13 protein-coding genes are annotated in these 15,444 nt (G+C 63.8%); 4 read left to right on the forward strand and 9 right to left on the reverse strand.

The window, feature by feature from the left end; genetic code table 11:
- The first annotated feature begins 64 nt into the window (after positions 1-64).
- Positions 65-1,126 (forward strand): DUF937 domain-containing protein, encoded by a 1,062-nt coding sequence (locus X728_RS163900; protein WP_023830457.1) that lies wholly within the window; start codon positions 65-67, stop codon positions 1,124-1,126.
- Positions 1,127-1,359: 233 nt separating this feature from the next.
- Here X728_RS163900 and X728_RS163895 read toward each other — a convergent pair whose 3' ends face one another.
- Positions 1,360-1,650, reverse strand: coding sequence for a DUF1127 domain-containing protein (locus X728_RS163895; RefSeq protein WP_023670560.1), 291 nt, complete (start codon positions 1,648-1,650; stop codon positions 1,360-1,362).
- A gap of 178 nt (positions 1,651-1,828) precedes the next feature.
- On the opposite strand from X728_RS163895, the gene X728_RS163890 reads away from it, so the two are divergent.
- A complete protein-coding gene (locus tag X728_RS163890) occupies positions 1,829-2,785 on the forward strand; it encodes a LysR substrate-binding domain-containing protein (RefSeq protein WP_023695095.1) in 957 nt (318 codons plus the stop codon).
- A gap of 6 nt (positions 2,786-2,791) precedes the next feature.
- Here X728_RS163890 and X728_RS163885 read toward each other — a convergent pair whose 3' ends face one another.
- Complete coding sequence (locus X728_RS163885; RefSeq protein ID WP_050589839.1) at positions 2,792-4,990, reverse strand: EAL domain-containing protein; 2,199 nt, start codon at positions 4,988-4,990, stop codon at positions 2,792-2,794.
- Positions 4,991-5,081: 91 nt separating this feature from the next.
- Here X728_RS163885 and xseA point away from each other — a divergent pair, with 91 nt between their 5' ends.
- Positions 5,082-6,743, forward strand: a complete 1,662-nt coding sequence (gene xseA, locus X728_RS163880; protein ID WP_023830459.1) for an exodeoxyribonuclease VII large subunit — start codon at positions 5,082-5,084, stop codon at positions 6,741-6,743.
- Between the two features lie 8 nt (positions 6,744-6,751).
- A complete protein-coding gene (locus X728_RS163875) occupies positions 6,752-7,870 on the forward strand; it encodes a P1 family peptidase (protein WP_023695092.1) in 1,119 nt (372 codons plus the stop codon).
- Positions 7,871-7,903: 33 nt separating this feature from the next.
- Here X728_RS163875 and X728_RS163870 read toward each other — a convergent pair whose 3' ends face one another.
- From X728_RS163870 to X728_RS163840, 7 genes are all read right to left on the reverse strand, one after another.
- Positions 7,904-8,146, reverse strand: a complete 243-nt coding sequence (locus X728_RS163870; protein WP_023670565.1) for a DUF768 domain-containing protein — start codon at positions 8,144-8,146, stop codon at positions 7,904-7,906.
- 621 nt (positions 8,147-8,767) lie between these two features.
- On the reverse strand, positions 8,768-9,661 hold the full coding sequence (locus X728_RS163865; protein WP_023707957.1) for a sugar phosphate isomerase/epimerase: 894 nt from the start codon (positions 9,659-9,661) through the stop codon (positions 8,768-8,770).
- Positions 9,662-9,726: 65 nt separating this feature from the next.
- The gene (locus tag X728_RS163860) at positions 9,727-10,665 is read right to left on the reverse strand and encodes an ABC transporter substrate-binding protein (protein WP_023830460.1); all 939 of its coding nucleotides are present in this window, start codon (positions 10,663-10,665) and stop codon (positions 9,727-9,729) included.
- A gap of 76 nt (positions 10,666-10,741) precedes the next feature.
- The gene (locus tag X728_RS163855; RefSeq protein ID WP_023830461.1) at positions 10,742-11,734 is read right to left on the reverse strand and encodes a ribose ABC transporter permease; all 993 of its coding nucleotides are present in this window, start codon (positions 11,732-11,734) and stop codon (positions 10,742-10,744) included.
- A complete protein-coding gene (locus X728_RS163850; protein WP_050589842.1) occupies positions 11,731-13,227 on the reverse strand; it encodes a sugar ABC transporter ATP-binding protein in 1,497 nt (498 codons plus the stop codon). Before X728_RS163850 ends, X728_RS163855 begins: the two co-directional genes overlap by 4 nt.
- 44 nt (positions 13,228-13,271) lie before the next feature.
- Positions 13,272-14,651, reverse strand: coding sequence for an FGGY-family carbohydrate kinase (locus X728_RS163845; RefSeq protein ID WP_023732351.1), 1,380 nt, complete (start codon positions 14,649-14,651; stop codon positions 13,272-13,274).
- Positions 14,648-15,430 carry a DeoR/GlpR family DNA-binding transcription regulator gene (locus X728_RS163840; protein WP_023732352.1) on the reverse strand — a complete coding sequence of 261 codons (783 nt, stop codon included), beginning with the start codon at positions 15,428-15,430 and terminating at the stop codon, positions 14,648-14,650. Before X728_RS163840 ends, X728_RS163845 begins: the two co-directional genes overlap by 4 nt.
- Between the last annotated feature and the right edge of the window lie 14 nt (positions 15,431-15,444).

Here is a 15,444-nt window from a genome sequence, read left to right on the forward strand (position 1 = left end):
CCGCTTCAATCGAACATCGAAACGAACTAGGTTCTCCCTCGAGGATTTCCCGGAGGAGAAACCGATGCCTACCTTGTTCGACATATTGGCGCAGGCGCAGAACGGCAACGGCATGCAGGCGCTTGCCCAGCAGTACGGGCTTTCCATGCAGCAGACGCAGGCGGCTGTCGCCGCTCTGCTGCCGGCCTTCTCGCAAGGGCTGCAACGCAACACCGCCGATCCCTATGGGCTAGGCGCCTTCATGACGGCGATGGCGAGCGGCCAGCACGCCAAATACTTCGAGGACGCGACCAGGGCTTTCTCACCGCAAGGCGTCAATGAGGGCGATGGCATTCTGGGTCATCTGTTCGGCTCGAAGGAGCTGTCGCGCGCGGTGGCCAGCCAGGCCGCGCAGGCGACCGGCGTCAGCCAGCAGATCCTGCAGCAGATGCTGCCGGCCATCGCTTCGATGGTGATGGGCGGATTGTTCAAGCAGACGACAAACCAGTTGACCGGGGGGCAGATGCAGGCCGCCGGTGGCTTCGGCGGCGGCAGCAATCCGCTCGGCGAGATCATCGAACAGATGATGCGGCAGGCGGGCGGCGGGGCACAGCCTGCGCCGCAGCCAGCACCCAATTCTTACGGTGAGAACCCGCTGGGCAAAGTGCTGCAGGACATGTTCGGCGGCGGCGCCCAACAGCCGCAAAGCCAGCCGCAACAGGCGCCCAACCCATATGGCGACAATCCGCTGGGCAAGGTGCTGCAGGATATGTTCGGCGGTGGCGCGGCACAGCAACCGCAGGGCCGGCCGCAGCAGCCAACACAGCCGCAACAGACGCAGAGCCCTTACGGCGACAACCCGCTGGGCAAGATTTTTGAAGAGATGATGCGGCAAGGCGGTGGTGGCGGCTTCGGCCTGCCCGGTGGGCAGCCGGCGCCGCAGCAGCCGCAAGCACCCCAGCCGCGACAGGCACCGCAGGAGCGCCAGGCGCCGCAACCGCAGGCCAATCCGAGCGGCAGGCCACGCAATCCGTTCGACGATATTTTCGGCAAGATGTTCGAGACCGGCGCCCAGCAGCGCGACGACTATCAGAAGGGCGTGGAAACGATCTTCGACCAGTTCAAGCGGGACATGGACCGGCGGTAGTTGGTGGTAGTTGGGCGCTGACCTTCGCGGCTTCGGAGCAAGGAACGAAGCGACGCGGCGCAGACCGCACGATGACGACGGAGCTTTAAAAGAAAAGCCCGGTCCTGGAGGAGGACCGGGCCAGTGTGCAGGCTGGCCGGCGGGGAACCGGCAGGGAGTGGGGAGCCTGCTATACTCGTTGGTCGTAGCGAGCCTGAGAAAGGTTCACGGCAACCGAAACAATGCGCCCGATATCACGCTATCTGGCGGGCGAGATCTTCGATTGTATCGGCGCGATCGCTCGCAATCGCACGCAGCTTCACGGTCGGATCGGCGCCGAACGGCACATCGATGGCGACATGGAGATCCGCGCGCGTCAGGCCGATATCGGCGAGTTCGGCGTCCGACATCTCGCCGAGGCGATAGAAGGCCCGGCGATTTTTCCAGGCCTGGTAGGCATTGAGAAGGGTGTTGGCCACGCGCGTCGCAACGGCCGGACGCGAGGTGATGCGCGAGGTCTCGGTGGCGAAATCAAACGTGGTCATGTCGGTCTCCTTCAGACTCGAACTGGACAAGACCAGGCGATCGGCGCTGGGGACAGCGGCCGTTCCGGTCTGGATTCACATGCCTTCATGTGGACAATGTGAATTTGCCACGCACCGATTGATTAATCGAACGAATGTTTCTAATCTTTAGCATCAACGCTACTGATGGATTGGACCGATGAAAGCGCCACTCGATCTCGACCAGTTGCAGACCTTCATCTCGATTGCCGATACCGGCAGCTTTACCCGCGCGGCCGAGGAAGTGCTGCGCACGCAATCGGCGGTGTCGATGCAGATGCGCCGGCTGGAAGAGCGGATCGGCAAGCCGCTGTTCGAAAAGGACGGCCGCACCAACAGGCTGACCGAGGAAGGCGACAAGCTGCTCTCCTACGCGCGCCGCCTGCTCTATCTCAACCGCGAAACGCTGGCCGCCTTCGATGACCAGCGGCTCGAAGGCACCATCCGCATCGGCACCCCCGACGACTATGCCGACCGGTTCCTGCCCGAAATCATGGCACGCTTCACACGGTCAAACCCGCGCGTCGAACTGACCGTCATCTGCGAGCCTACGCCAGGCTTGGTCGAGCATATCAAGCGCGGCAATCTCGATCTTGCGCTGGTGACGCACAACGATACGCGCGGCCAGTCGGAAGTGGTGCGGCGCGAGCCGCTGCTATGGGTGACCTCGGCCAACCATGCCACGCACGAACAGGAAGTGCTGCCGATGGCCTTCGGCCGGCCGAACTGCATCTGGCGGCGCGCCGCCGTCGATGTGCTCGACCGGCAAAACCGCGACTATCGAATCCTGTTCACCAGCTTCTCGGCCACCGTCATCACCGCCGCGGTGCTGTCGGGGCTGGCGATCTCGGTGCTGCCGGAATGCGCGCTGCGGCCCGGCATGCGAGTGCTGGGCGAAGCCGACGGTTTTGGCGCCCTGCCCGACTGCCGCATCGGCATCATGCGCGGCCAGACCTCGCGTCCCGAAATCGTCGACGCTCTGGCCCGACACATCTCGGAAAGCCTCGACAATATTTCCGTGCCGCTCGGCGAAGAAACGGGAAGCTTCGATTTCGCCTCGCTCGCCTTCGCCAAGATGAAGCGGAGCAAGCCGAACCAGATCCTGCCTGGCTGGTAGGAACGATCAGGCCGACGCTGCCGCCTCCGTCGTTGCGTTGGCCGACGACAGGCCGGGCAGCGCCACCAATTGCGCCGGCTCCAGCGGCGGCGACAAGAGGTGGCCCTGCAGCTGCTGGCAGCCCATGGCGACCAGCAGCGCCTTTTGCACCTCGGTCTCTACGCCCTCGGCGGTGACCTCGACCTTGAGCGCGCCGGCGAGATCGATCAGCGCCTTGACGATGGCGCCCGAATTGCCGTCGCCGTCGAGAAGCCGCACGAAGGAGCGGTCGATCTTGAGCTTGTCGATGGCATGGCGGCGCAGATAGCTCAGCGACGAATAGCCGGTGCCGAAATCGTCGAGCACAATGCCGACGCCCGACTGGCGCAAGGCTGCCAGAGCCGCTCTGGTGGTGTCGTTGTTTTCCAGGAGAACGTTTTCGGTGATTTCGAGCTGCAGGCGCTTCGGCGCCAGTCCGGTTTCGGCGAGGATCGAGGCAACCTCTTCGGCAAAGCCGGCGTCGCGCAATTGCAGCGGCGAGACATTGACGGCGAGCCACGGCAGTTTGGTCTTCAGGGCGAAGCGGCAGGCTTCCAGCAGGGCCCATGCGCCGAGCTGCCCGATCATGCCGCGTTCCTCGGCGATGGCGATGAACTGCGCCGCCGGCAGTGCGCCATGGACCTCATGCGCCCAGCGGATCAGCGCCTCGGCGCCGACAATGGTCTTGCCGTCGCTGGCAAAGACCGGCTGGTAGGCGAGCTTGATACCGGTGCCGCCATTCAGCGCGCTACGCAGCTCGCTCTCGACCTTGCGCTTGCGCAGCAAAAGGTCGTCCATGTCGCCGGCGAAGACCTGGTAGCGGCCACGGCCGTTCTTCTTGGCTTCGTAGAGCGCGATGTCGGCCTTGCGCAGCAGATCGTCTGCGTCGGCATCAGGGCCTGTCGACAAGGCTATGCCGATGCTGGCGCTGATAAAGACCTGATCGTCCATCAGCTTGAACGGCTCCTGCAGTTTCTGCAGCACCCTCTCGGAAATATCCTCGGCGTTCCTTACGTCGCGGACATCGATCAGGATCACCGCGAATTCGTCGCCACCCAGTCTTGCCACCGTGTCGACGTCGCGAACCGTATGCTGAAGCCTGGCCGCCGTCTGGCGCACGAGTTCGTCGCCTGCCGGGTGACCAAGCGTGTCGTTGACATGCTTGAAGCGATCTAGATCGAGATAAAGCAGCGCGACCTTGCTTTCATTGCCGGAGGTAAGCAAGGCACGCCGCAGCCTGTCCTCGAACAGTGCCCGGTTGGGCAGGCCGGTGAGCGTGTCGTGAAAGGCGAGATATTGCGCCTGGGCCTGGCTGGTCTGCAGCGCCGATGACGCACGGCGCAGACGCCGGAGCAGAAAGGCGAGCACGCTCGCCGCAACCAGCGCGGCCAGAGCCAGGGCCGGGCTGGCCTTGCCCACCAGCGTCAGGCCGGGCCGTTCCTGGTCCCAGGCAATATAGCCGAGGATGACACCCTGTTTGTCGATAAGCGGAATGGCAGCCGAGCCAAGCGGCTGAGCCATCGGCAGGAGATGCGCCCCCGCCAGCAGATATTTCTGCGCGATCTTGCCGATCACCGCGTCGTTGATGAACTCTATGGAGACATGCAGATATTCGCTGCCGGATGCCTGGGTGACGCGATCCGAACTCGGCACCAGAGGCATGACGCTGAGTATGGCAGGCTGACCGCCAAGCGAGACCAGATCGTCGGCAACGAATTTTGCGCCGGCCTGGCTTGCGTCCTTGCTCATCATCTGGCGCAACCTGGCGATGGTCGGCCGCAAAGCGGGTTCGTCCTCGCCAAAGACGGCAGGCGACACGACCTTGCCTTCGCGCATGGCGTGGACCGGCCGGTTGGCGTTGTCCAGCACATAGACCCGGTTGTGGCCGTAATACGAGTACATCCAGACGCTGAAATTCTCGGCCATCCAGGTCTGGTTGCCGGCCTTGGCGTTTATAACGGAATCATCCCAGACGGCGACGCTTTCCTGCTCGCGCTTTACCGCGGCGATCAGGTCCTGCAGGCCGTTGGCAAGGAAAACCTTCTCCCGCTCGAGCGAGACCCGGTCGGCCTGCATGGTGGCGTAAAGGCCGAAGCCGACAACGATGGCCAGTGCAAAAACGGCAAGCGTCAGCACCGTCAGGGTGACCTGGAACGTCAACGGGCTGCGTTGTTTGCGGGCGCTCATGCGTCCTCCTTGGCCCAGAGTCAATCAGGCCAGGCTTAAGATCAAGTTATGGAATCTTGACGCGGAGCGACAACAGCCGCTCAATCGGCCGATGAGCGACGCAGAATCCGAATCACGAACCAATGCCACCGAATACACGGTGAGCGAGATTTCCGGCGCGCTGAAGCGCACGGTCGAGGATGTCTTCGGCCATGTGCGGGTGCGCGGCGAAATTTCCGGCTATCGCGGGCCGCACTCTTCCGGCCATGCCTATTTCACCCTGAAGGACGACCGCGCGCGGCTCGATGCCGTGGTCTGGAAAGGCACGATGAGCCGGCTGAAATTCCGTCCCGAAGAGGGGATGGAGGTGATCGCCACCGGCAAACTCACCACCTATCCCGGCAAATCCAACTACCAGATCGTCATCGACAATCTAGAACCCGCCGGCGCCGGGGCGCTGATGGCGCTTTTGGAAGAGCGCAAGCGGCGACTGCAGGCCGAAGGACTTTTCGATGCCGGCCGCAAGCGGCGGCTGCCGTTCATGCCGCGCACCATCGGCGTCGTCACCTCGCCGACCGGATCGGTGATCCGTGACATCATCCATCGCATCAAGGACCGCTTTCCGCTGCATGTGCTGGTCTGGCCGGTAAGAGTCCAGGGCGAGACGGCGGGGGCGGAAGTGACGGCCGCCGTCAACGGCTTCAACGCGCTGGCCTGGGATGGCGCGATTGCCCAGCCCGACCTTCTGATCGTGGCGCGCGGCGGCGGCAGCCTCGAGGACCTCTGGGGGTTCAACGATGAAGGGCTGGCGCGCGCCGTCGCCGCCTCGCGCATTCCGGTGATTTCGGCCGTCGGGCACGAGACCGACTGGACCTTGATCGACCTCGTCGCCGACATGCGCGCACCGACGCCGACAGGTGCGGCGGAGATCGCGGTGCCGGTGAAAGCGGACCTCGAAGCGACACTAGCCAGTCTTGGCGCACGGCTCAAAGCAGCCACCTTGCGCAATTTCGAACGCAAGCGGCAGGCCTCGCGTGCGGCCGCCCGCGCGCTGCCCTCGCCCGACCAGTTGCTGGCGCTGCCGCGACGGCGGCTGGACGAGGCGGCCAGCCGGCTTAGCCGGGGGCTGATGGTCTCCACCGAAAGAAAGCAAGCTCGGTTCTTCGCCGTGAAGCTCACTCCGGCAACGCTGTCGCGGCGGATTGCCGAGGCGCGACGCACCAACGACCGCAACCTTTTGCGCGCCCAGGGGGCGCTGCGCGCATTGGCGAGAGCCCGGCGCGCGGAGTTGAATCGTGCGGCGGATCAGTTGCCAAAATGTGCGAAAGCATCCCTGCAACGGCACAGGCAGCAACTGGCTTTGCTGCAAGGCCGCATTACGATCGAGCCAACGGCACGGCGGCAAACCGTGCAGAGGGATCTTCTGACAGCTTTGACGAGACGAGGCACGCAAGCGGTACTGCTCAGGCTGGAGCGACTGCGCGGCCGCATCGTCCAATCCGAGAGGCTGATGGCAACGCTGTCGCACAAGGCTGTGCTGGCCCGCGGCTTCGCGCTGGTCAAGGATGCCGGCGGCGCGGTGATCAAACTGGCAGTTGATGTGGCGCCGGGCGCTGGCCTGCAGCTGGAGTTCGCCGACGGCATCGTAAATGCAGTCGCGACCGGCGACGCCGAGCGGGTGCAGGCCGTTGCCAAACCAGCGGCCAGCAAACCCGCCGCAAAGCCGACGGCCAGCAAACCGAAAGAACCGGGCAATCAGGGCTCGCTTTTTTAGAGGACCGCATGACCGGACATGACCCGCATCTTCAAACGCCGGCGGGCAAGCCGCGCGCCCGTGCTTTCGGCATTGCCTTCGAGGGCACGCCGGGCGGCTTCAACGCCATCACCGATGTGCCCGGCGTATCGGTCGGCTATGCGACGCTGATTTCCGGCGAGGGTCTGCTCGAGGTTGGCACGGGGCCGGTGCGCACCGGCGTCACCGCCATTCTGCCGCGGCCGTTGGCTGAGCTCGCCACGCCGGTGTTTGCGGGTGTCTTCAGCCAGAACGGCAATGGCGAGTTGACGGGGTCGCACATTATCGAGGAAGTCGGCGCCTTCAACCTGCCCGTCACGATCACCAACACGCATTCCTGCGGCGTCACCCGCGACGGCACGCTGCGTTGGATGCAACGCGTGCTGCCGGCGGCGCTCGACAGCGGCTGGGGCCTGCCGGTTGCGGCGGAGACCTATGATGGTTTCCTCAACGACATCAACGGTCATCACGTCGGCTTCGAAGATGTCGAAGCCGCGCTCGACGGTGCCGCCGGTGGAGCGATCGAGGAAGGCAGTGTCGGCGGTGGCACCGGCATGATTGCCTTTGGCTTCAAGGCCGGCTCGGGCACGGCATCGCGCATCATCGAGTGGCAGGGCATCAGGCATACGGTCGGCGTATTCGTGCAGGCGAATTTCGGCAAGCGGCGCAATTTCACACTGCGCGGCGCCCGCGTCGGGCCCGATCTGGTGGAGCCGGCGATGCGCGAAGGCACGCCGCGTGCCGAAAAGGGCTCGATCATCGCCATCGTCGCCACCGATGCGCCATTTCTGCCGCACCAGATGAAGCGGCTGGCAAAGCGCGTGCCGCTCGGCATCGCCATGACAGGCGGCTTCGGCTACCACAGTTCGGGCGACATTTTTCTGGCCTTCACCACCGCCAATCCGCAAGCAGCACTTGCACCGTCGGGACGAACCGCAAACGCCGCTTACATCCCGGACGTCGATATCGATCCGTTCTTCGATGCGGTGGCGCAAGGCGTAGAGGAGGCGATCCTCAATGCAATGGTCGCCAATGAGGATATGAGCGGACGCGACGGCAATTTCGTGCCGGCGCTGCCGAAGGCCTGGCTGAAAGATCGATTTGGATAGAGGACAAGGCCTGGCGGCGCCAGGCCTGTTGCGTCACGGCTTGGCCGCGTTGCTCTGGTCGGCCTCGGCCGCCTCTTCGAGCCGCGATGCGATCAGTTCCTGGATGTCGCCGACTTCTTCCTGGATATCTTCCAGCGGAATGCCGACCTCAGCGGCCTTGGCCGCGCACTCCTTGGCGAGGGTCTCGGCCTGCTTCTCGATCTTTACCGGCGAGTGCTGGCAGTGGACCTTTTCACCGATCCATCCGCGCAAGAACTCGATCGCATGTTCACTCATACTGCTTTTCCCTGGCGGCTATGCCGGTTGGTAACCGTAAACGTCCGCACCCGGTAAAGGATGCATGCTGCCATTCGAACCGAGTCGGCTTCGCCCGGCAAGTTGATCTTGTCGGAGGTCCGAAGAGCCGAATGAAGGGAAGGGTTCAATGAGCACGTTCTGATTGTTTGATAGAGTGGTACGTTGGCCGGGATCGGCTTCGGCTCTATGCTGTTGTTCTTACGATCTTTTCCTGCTGTCGACGGCCGATTTGTATCACAATAGGGATCGCAACGCGTAACACATTTTCTGCTGCTTCGTGGTACACCGCCACAGCTACACGGTCGAAGCCGCCGCTATATAGTGACATCATTATGCGATGTCGACTCTATCAGCCATCCTGCTTCTTTCCGCCGCGCTGTGTCAAACGTCATCCCCGTCCAGTATGGAGATCGGATGGCCCCGGAGGGCGTATGAAGATGTTGATTTTATTGCGTTTCGTGGGCCAAAATCAGAAAGCTCTCGTCAGCGTCACCCCGCTCGACTGCCTCCGCCACACTCAGCGCCTCCGACGTCGATTCCTTGCACGTAAGGCGCGGGCCGGATGAACGACAACATTGGCGCTTTGGCAGCGCGCTCCTGCTAAGGACGATGTCTCGATGCAACAAGCTCTGCCTTTCGCTGCGCCGTCTCCAGACCGATTGAGATGAAGGCGCGCGCATGCCGGGCCAATTCCATATTGTCGGACCACAGATTGCGCCAGATCGCGGTCTTCCGTGACAGGTTCTCGTCGACGATCTTCGACGAGAAGGATTCAAAGCTGAGGTCGTCCCTATAGCCGATCGCGGTCAGCGCATCGAAGATGGCGGCAAAGTCGATATTGCCGGTGCCGAGGAAACCGCGATGGCTCTCGCCGATATGGACATAACCGATCTTGTCAGCGGCATGGCGGATAGCCAGTCCGACATCGGCCTCCTCGATGTTCATGTGGAAGGTATCGAGATGCAGGAAGATGTTGTCGGAGCCGGTGTCCGCGATGAAGGCCAGGCCTTGTGAAGCGGTGTTGAGAAGATTGCTTTCGAAGCGATTGACGATCTCCAGATTGAGCGTGACGCCGGCGGCCTTGGCCGTCTCCGCAACCTTCGCAAGTGTACCCGCGCTGCGGTTCCACTGATCGCGCGTCGGCGCCTGCGTCTGCAAGCCGTGGCTGGTACTGAGGATGCCGCCAATCTTCTGGCCGCCGAGATCGCGGGTGAGCGCGATCGTCTCGTTGAGGATCTCGACGCCGCGCGCGGCAACCGCCTTGTCGGCACTCGAAATGTCGCCGTCGGCCGGCAGGCCGATGCTGATCGCGACGCCGAGCTTGAGGTCGGCGATGCGCCTGGCCAACCCGCCAACGTCGACATTGGCCGGGTCAAGATAGGAGAACTCGATCAGGTCGAAACCGGCCTCCTTGGTGTTGGCCAGCGTCCGTTCGAGGTCGCCTTGCGCCGAACTCGCCGACCAGACGAAGGAATGAATACCGATGCGCGACATGATCGTCTCCCGTTTCTGAATTGAGATGCGGCCGGGTTGCCCCGGCCGCATCGGCCTTGGGAGGCTTAGCGGGCTGCGGTCCAGCCCTTGTAGTCTTTCAGGTTCTCGGCCGTGATCAGCTTCGGGTCGAGCAGCACGGTCGGCTCCGCCGGCTTCTTGCCGGCAAGCAGCTCAGCCGCCATCGTCAGCGACTGGCCAGCCATCACATAGGGATCCTGCGAAGCCGAGGCCTTGATCATCGAGGTGCCGGAAGCGAGTTCCTTCTCGATATCGGGCGCTCCATCCACTGCGGTGAAGATGAACTCCGAGCGATTGAGCTGCTTGGCCGCAAGCTGGGCGCCGATCGCCGTCGGATCGTTGATGGCAAACACCGCATCGATCTTGTCGAAGCGGGTCAGCAGCGACTGAAAGACCTTCAGGCCGCCGTCGCGCGAGCCTTCGGCATTCTGGTCGTCGGAGAGGATCTTGATGTCGGGGTGTTTTGCAAGGACGTCCTTGCAGCCCTTCACCCGCTCCAGGATCGACGACGACGCCGGGCCGTTGAGGATAACGTAGTCGCCCTTGCCGCCGGTGTGGTCGACCAGGTACTGGCAGGCCTCTTCGCCGGCCTTGACGTTGTTGGTCATCACGGTGACGTCGGCGCCTGGCGCCGAGACGTCGAAGGCGGCAACGACGATGCCCGCTGCTTGCGCCTTCTTCACCGCCGGGCCGATCGCCTTGGCATCGACCGCATTGAGCATGATGACGTCGACGCCAGCGGCGATGAAGGAATCGACCTGGGAGACCTGCTTGTTGAGGTCGTAGTCGGCCGACACTGACGTCACCTCGACCTTCGGGTTGATCTTCTTGGCTGCGTCCTCGATGCCCTTGATGGTGGCGACGAAGAAGGGGTTGCCGAGCAGGCCGACCGAGATGCCGACCTTGTTGAGGTCCTTGGCCGATGCGGGCGCGATGGCGGCAGCCGCGAGTACGACGCCGCAGAGCAGTTTAGCGATGGTCTTCATTGCTTTCCTCCAATTGCCCCGCGCCTCTCACGGTGCGTTACACAAACCGGTCGTTTACGCCGGCGACCAAGGTCAATCACGTTCTCGCTCCTGCCTGGAGCCTGTAGCGGTCGAGGGCGACTGCCACGATGATGACCAATCCCTTGATGATGTACTGCCAGATGTCCGAGACACCGGCCAAGATAAGCCCATTGGAGAGCACCGCTATGATCAGGCCGCCGATCAGCGTGCCCCAGATCGAGCCGACGCCGCCGACGAAGCTGGTGCCGCCGAGAATGACCGCGGCGATGGCATCCAACTCGTAGGACTGGCCGAGTTGCAGCCCGTTGGCCGCATAAAGCCGGGCCGCTGACATGGCGCCGCCAAGGCCGGCCAGCAGGCCGGAAACGCCATAGACAAAGAGCAGCACCAGCGGCACCTTGATGCCGGTCAGCCGCGCCGCTTCGGCATTGCCGCCAACGGCATAGATCCAGGTGCCGAGCACGGTGCGCTTGAGCACCAGCCAGGACAGCACCACGACCGACAAGGCGATGATGACCAGCCACGGAATGCCGAACAGCGAACCGTTGCCGATGAAGTCGAACGGCAGGTCCGAGTTGAACACCGTGGTGTCCTGGCCGAGCAGGCGGGCGACGCCGCGCACAGCGGTCAGCGACCCCAGCGTGACGATGAAGGGCGGCAGTCTGATATAGGCGATCAGCAGCCCGTTGATGACGCCGAAGCCGAGGCCGACGAGAATGGCCGCCGGCACGCCCAGCAGTCCCCAATCGGGCACCAGCGACACCATCACCGCCACCATCGCCGAGGCGGCAAGTATCGAGCCGACGGACAGGTCGATCCCGCCGGTCAGGATGACGAAGGTCATGCCCGCTGCCAGCACAATGTTGATCGACGATTGCTGCATGACGATCAGCAAATTGGTCTGGGTGAAGAAGCGCGCGTTCATCAACTGAAAGCCGACCGCCAGCAGGATCAGGATCGGCAGCATGCCAAGGGCGGCGAAGGCGGTGCGCAACCACCGGCTCCTGCCGACAACCTGGCCACTGATCTCGGTCGCCTTGTCGGTCATCCGTTGGCCGCTCCCGTTGCAAGTTCCATGATTGCTTCCTGGCGCAGCGGCTGGTCTTTGGACGCCGTAACCTCGCCGGCAATCGTGCCGTCGCGCATTACCAGCACGCGGTCGGCAACGCCGATCACCTCCGGCAGTTCGCTGGAGATCATCAGGATGGCGATGCCCTTTTTGGCGAGATTGTCGATCAGCCGGTAGATTTCCGACTTCGCTCCGACATCGACGCCGCGCGTCGGTTCATCCAGGATGACCACTTGCGGCTCGGTCTCGAGCAGGCGGGCAAGCAACACTTTCTGCTGGTTGCCGCCCGACAGCGAACCGGCATTGGCCTGTACCGACCTGGTGCGGATGGAGAGATCCGAAACGGCAGTGGCAGCACGTCTCTCGGCGGCTTTGAAATCGCGCAAGCCGCCGGGCCGCGCATCCCTGGCCAGCACGCCCATGCTGATGTTGTCGGAGATCGACATGTCGAGAAAGAGGCCGAGCTCCTTGCGGTCCTCGGTGAGATAGGCGATGCCGGCATTCAGTGCCTCGCTTGGCGAGCCGATGGTTACGGGCTTGCCGTCGAGTTCCAGCGTGCCGGCGATGCGTCTGTCGGCACCGAAGATCAGTCGCGCGAGTTCGGTGCGGCCCGAGCCGACAAGGCCAGCCAGAGCCAGCACCTCGCCCTTGTACAGTTCGAAGGAGCAGTTCTTCAGGAGATTGCCGTCCGCCATGCCGCGCACCGACAAGGCGACCGCGCGCTTGTTGTCCGGCGGGCGATGATCCTTCCTGTAAAAAGCGGACAGGTCGCGGCCAACCATCATCGAGACGAGGCGCGAGGCGTTCAGCTCGGCACGCTCGAGTGTGCCGACATAGCCGCTGTCGCGCAGCACGCTGACACGGTCGGCCAACTGGTAGACCTCTTCCATGCGGTGGCTGATGTAGATGATGGCGATGCCTTGCGACTTCAGCGTCGCGATGACCTCGAAGAGACGGTCGGTCTCGCGCGAGGTCAGCGAGGTGGTTGGCTCGTCCATGACGATGATGCGCGCGCTGGTCGAAAGCGCGCGGGCGATTTCGACCAGCTGACGCTCGCCGAGCGACAGGCTGGAAACCTGAGCCCGTGCGGAGAAGGACACGCCGAGACGCTTGATGATCTCATTGCTGCGCCGGTAGCATTGGTCGCGGTCGACGATGCCAAAACGCCTCGGCTCATTGCCGAGGAAGATGTTCTGCGCGACCGTCAGGTTGGGCGCCAGCGACAGTTCCTGATAGATAACCGCAATGCCGTGAGCCCGCGCCTTGATCGGGTCGCCGGTGGCGACCGGCACGCCGTCGATCAGTATCTCGCCGCCGGCATCAGGCCGATAGGCGCCGGACAGCACCTTCATCAAAGTCGACTTGCCAGCACCGTTTTCACCCATCAGCGCATGGACTTCGCCGGCATGGACGGTCAGCGACACGTCCTGCAAGGCGCGGACTGGCCCGAACGTCTTCGAGATGTGCCGCATTTCCAGCACTGGCTGGCGCGTGACTTCGGCCTGAGCAGCGACAATCACCGTGCGCCTCCCGCTGCCGCGCGGGGGATGCCCTGCTCGCCGATGAGGCCACGCCATGTGTCGCGATATCGGGCAAGTCCGGTGAAGCTTGCGGCACGCACGGGCTCCGGCACTTCCGCGGCAAATTCGCGGCCGACGGTCTCGAAGGCCAGCGCCGCCGCCCCGGTGGCGCTGCCCTCCAGTGTGGCCCCTTGCAGGAAGGCCTGGCTGGGACGCAGTTGCGCCACTAGCCCGGCGAGCAGGCCGCCAGCGTTCAGTCCGCCATCGACGATCACGGTGTTGTCCGAATGGATCTGGTCGAGGCAGAGGTCGACCATCAGCGCGACGTAGAGCAGCGCCACGGCTGCGCGTTCCTCGGCGCTTGGCATGCGGCCGACCAATTTGCCGGCGCGGCCGGGCATTGGTCCGCCCGGCGCGAAGCTCGGCAGCGCCATGCTGCCGGCGTTGATCACCCGCTGCACTGTCGCCGGCGCGATCGCGCCTTGCCAGCCGTCGCTGATCGTGGCGAATTCGCGCCCGCCCATAAAGCGGATGGTCGGCACAGGGCCGCCGTCGACATCGACATTGACCAGCATGTCGCGCTGGCCATCGAGCGCGTCGAGCAGGCAATCCGGATTAAGCACGACGACCCAGGTGCCGGTCGAGACGACGGTGACCGGGCCAAGCTCCTGCCGGCGATAGGCATGGAGCGCGGCATTGCTGTCATGGACACCATTGTGGATGGCGATCCGCCGCTTCGTGTCGCCGAGGCGTTGCTCGCCGATAACCGAGCCCGCCCGCTCGAAAGCGGGCATCCGGTCGCGCCAGCCCTCGATGTCGACCAGCGAACTGAAGTCGCGCTTGCGCGGCGCCCATAAATGCGAGTGGCAGCCGAGATAGGACACTTCCGAGACCGCCCGGCCGCCAAACCGCCAGCTCCAGTATTGTGGATAGCCGAGGATCGATTTCGCGGCCGTGAATGCACCGGGTTGCACCGCCTGTAGCCACAGCATGTGGCGACCGTAGTTGAAGCCGAGCGGCAATCGCGGCGAGAAGGTCTCGGTGAAATCCGGAACGAGGCGATCAATTTGCGCGGCAATATCAGCCGGCGGCTCTTGCTCATAATCGAGTATCGGATGCGTCAGCGCCGCCTCGTCGACCAGGGCAAAGGTGCAGCCATGGCCCGACACCATCACGCCCTGTACGCCATGGACGTCGGCGGCCTCGCTAACGGCGCGAACCGCCCAATCGTGAAGTGCTGCCTCATCAAGCACGCTGAAGCCATCTTTGCGCATCCAGTTCGGCCGGGTCCGGCGCTCGTCGACGATGCGCCCGTCCTGAGCGAAGACGAACAGCTTCGAATTGGTCTTGCCGAAATCGAGGACGGCCATCTTCACTGGATGGCTCCCGGAGCCGAAGCGATGCGCACCATGACGCCCGCGTCTTCCAGCATGCGCGCGTCGACGTCGGACAGGCCGTCATCGGTCACCAGCGTGCCGATGCGCGACAAGGGCAGCGCGATGTTACGGGCGTGGATCGACAGTTTGCGGCTGTCGGCCAGCACCACGATCTGGTCGGCACACAGGCTGAGATCGGCGATGGAGCGGACCAGCAGCGGGTGCGATTCCAGCACGCCCTCCTGGCCAAGGCCTTGCGCGCCGAGAAAGAACTTCGATGCGTAGAACGGCTCCGCCTGGGTCGGTGAATGGATGATGCCCGGCTCACGATGCAGATCGCCGCCGGCAACGGTCAGGCTGCAATGGCCGTGGTCGCTCAGATAGGCCGCGAGCGGCATCGAATTGGTATAGAGACGGATGCTGCGCTCAGCCAGCTTGACCCCAAGGTGGAAGCAGGTCGAACCGCCATGCACGATGACCGCATCGCCGTCGCGCACCATCGTGGCCGCGAGAGCGGCGATCTGCCGCTTGGCCTCGACCGCGAGGTCGCGGTTCTCGTCATAGGGCCTGGCATAGGCAACACCCGCCTGTGAAGCGCCGTCGAGCGCCGAGATGCCACCATAGACCTTCCGTGCTTCACCGGCCTCGTCGATCTTGTCGATGTCGCGCCGCACCGTCGCCGCCGACACGCCGAGCTGCTCCTGCAGTTCGCGCACCGACGCGAAGGGGCGATCCCGCAGCAACTCGACGATCTGACGCTGGCGGCCGGAGTCGCTCAATCGTTTTTCCTCCC

This window comes from Mesorhizobium sp. L103C119B0 (assembly GCF_000502235.1).
GTDB lineage: Bacteria > Pseudomonadota > Alphaproteobacteria > Rhizobiales > Rhizobiaceae > Mesorhizobium.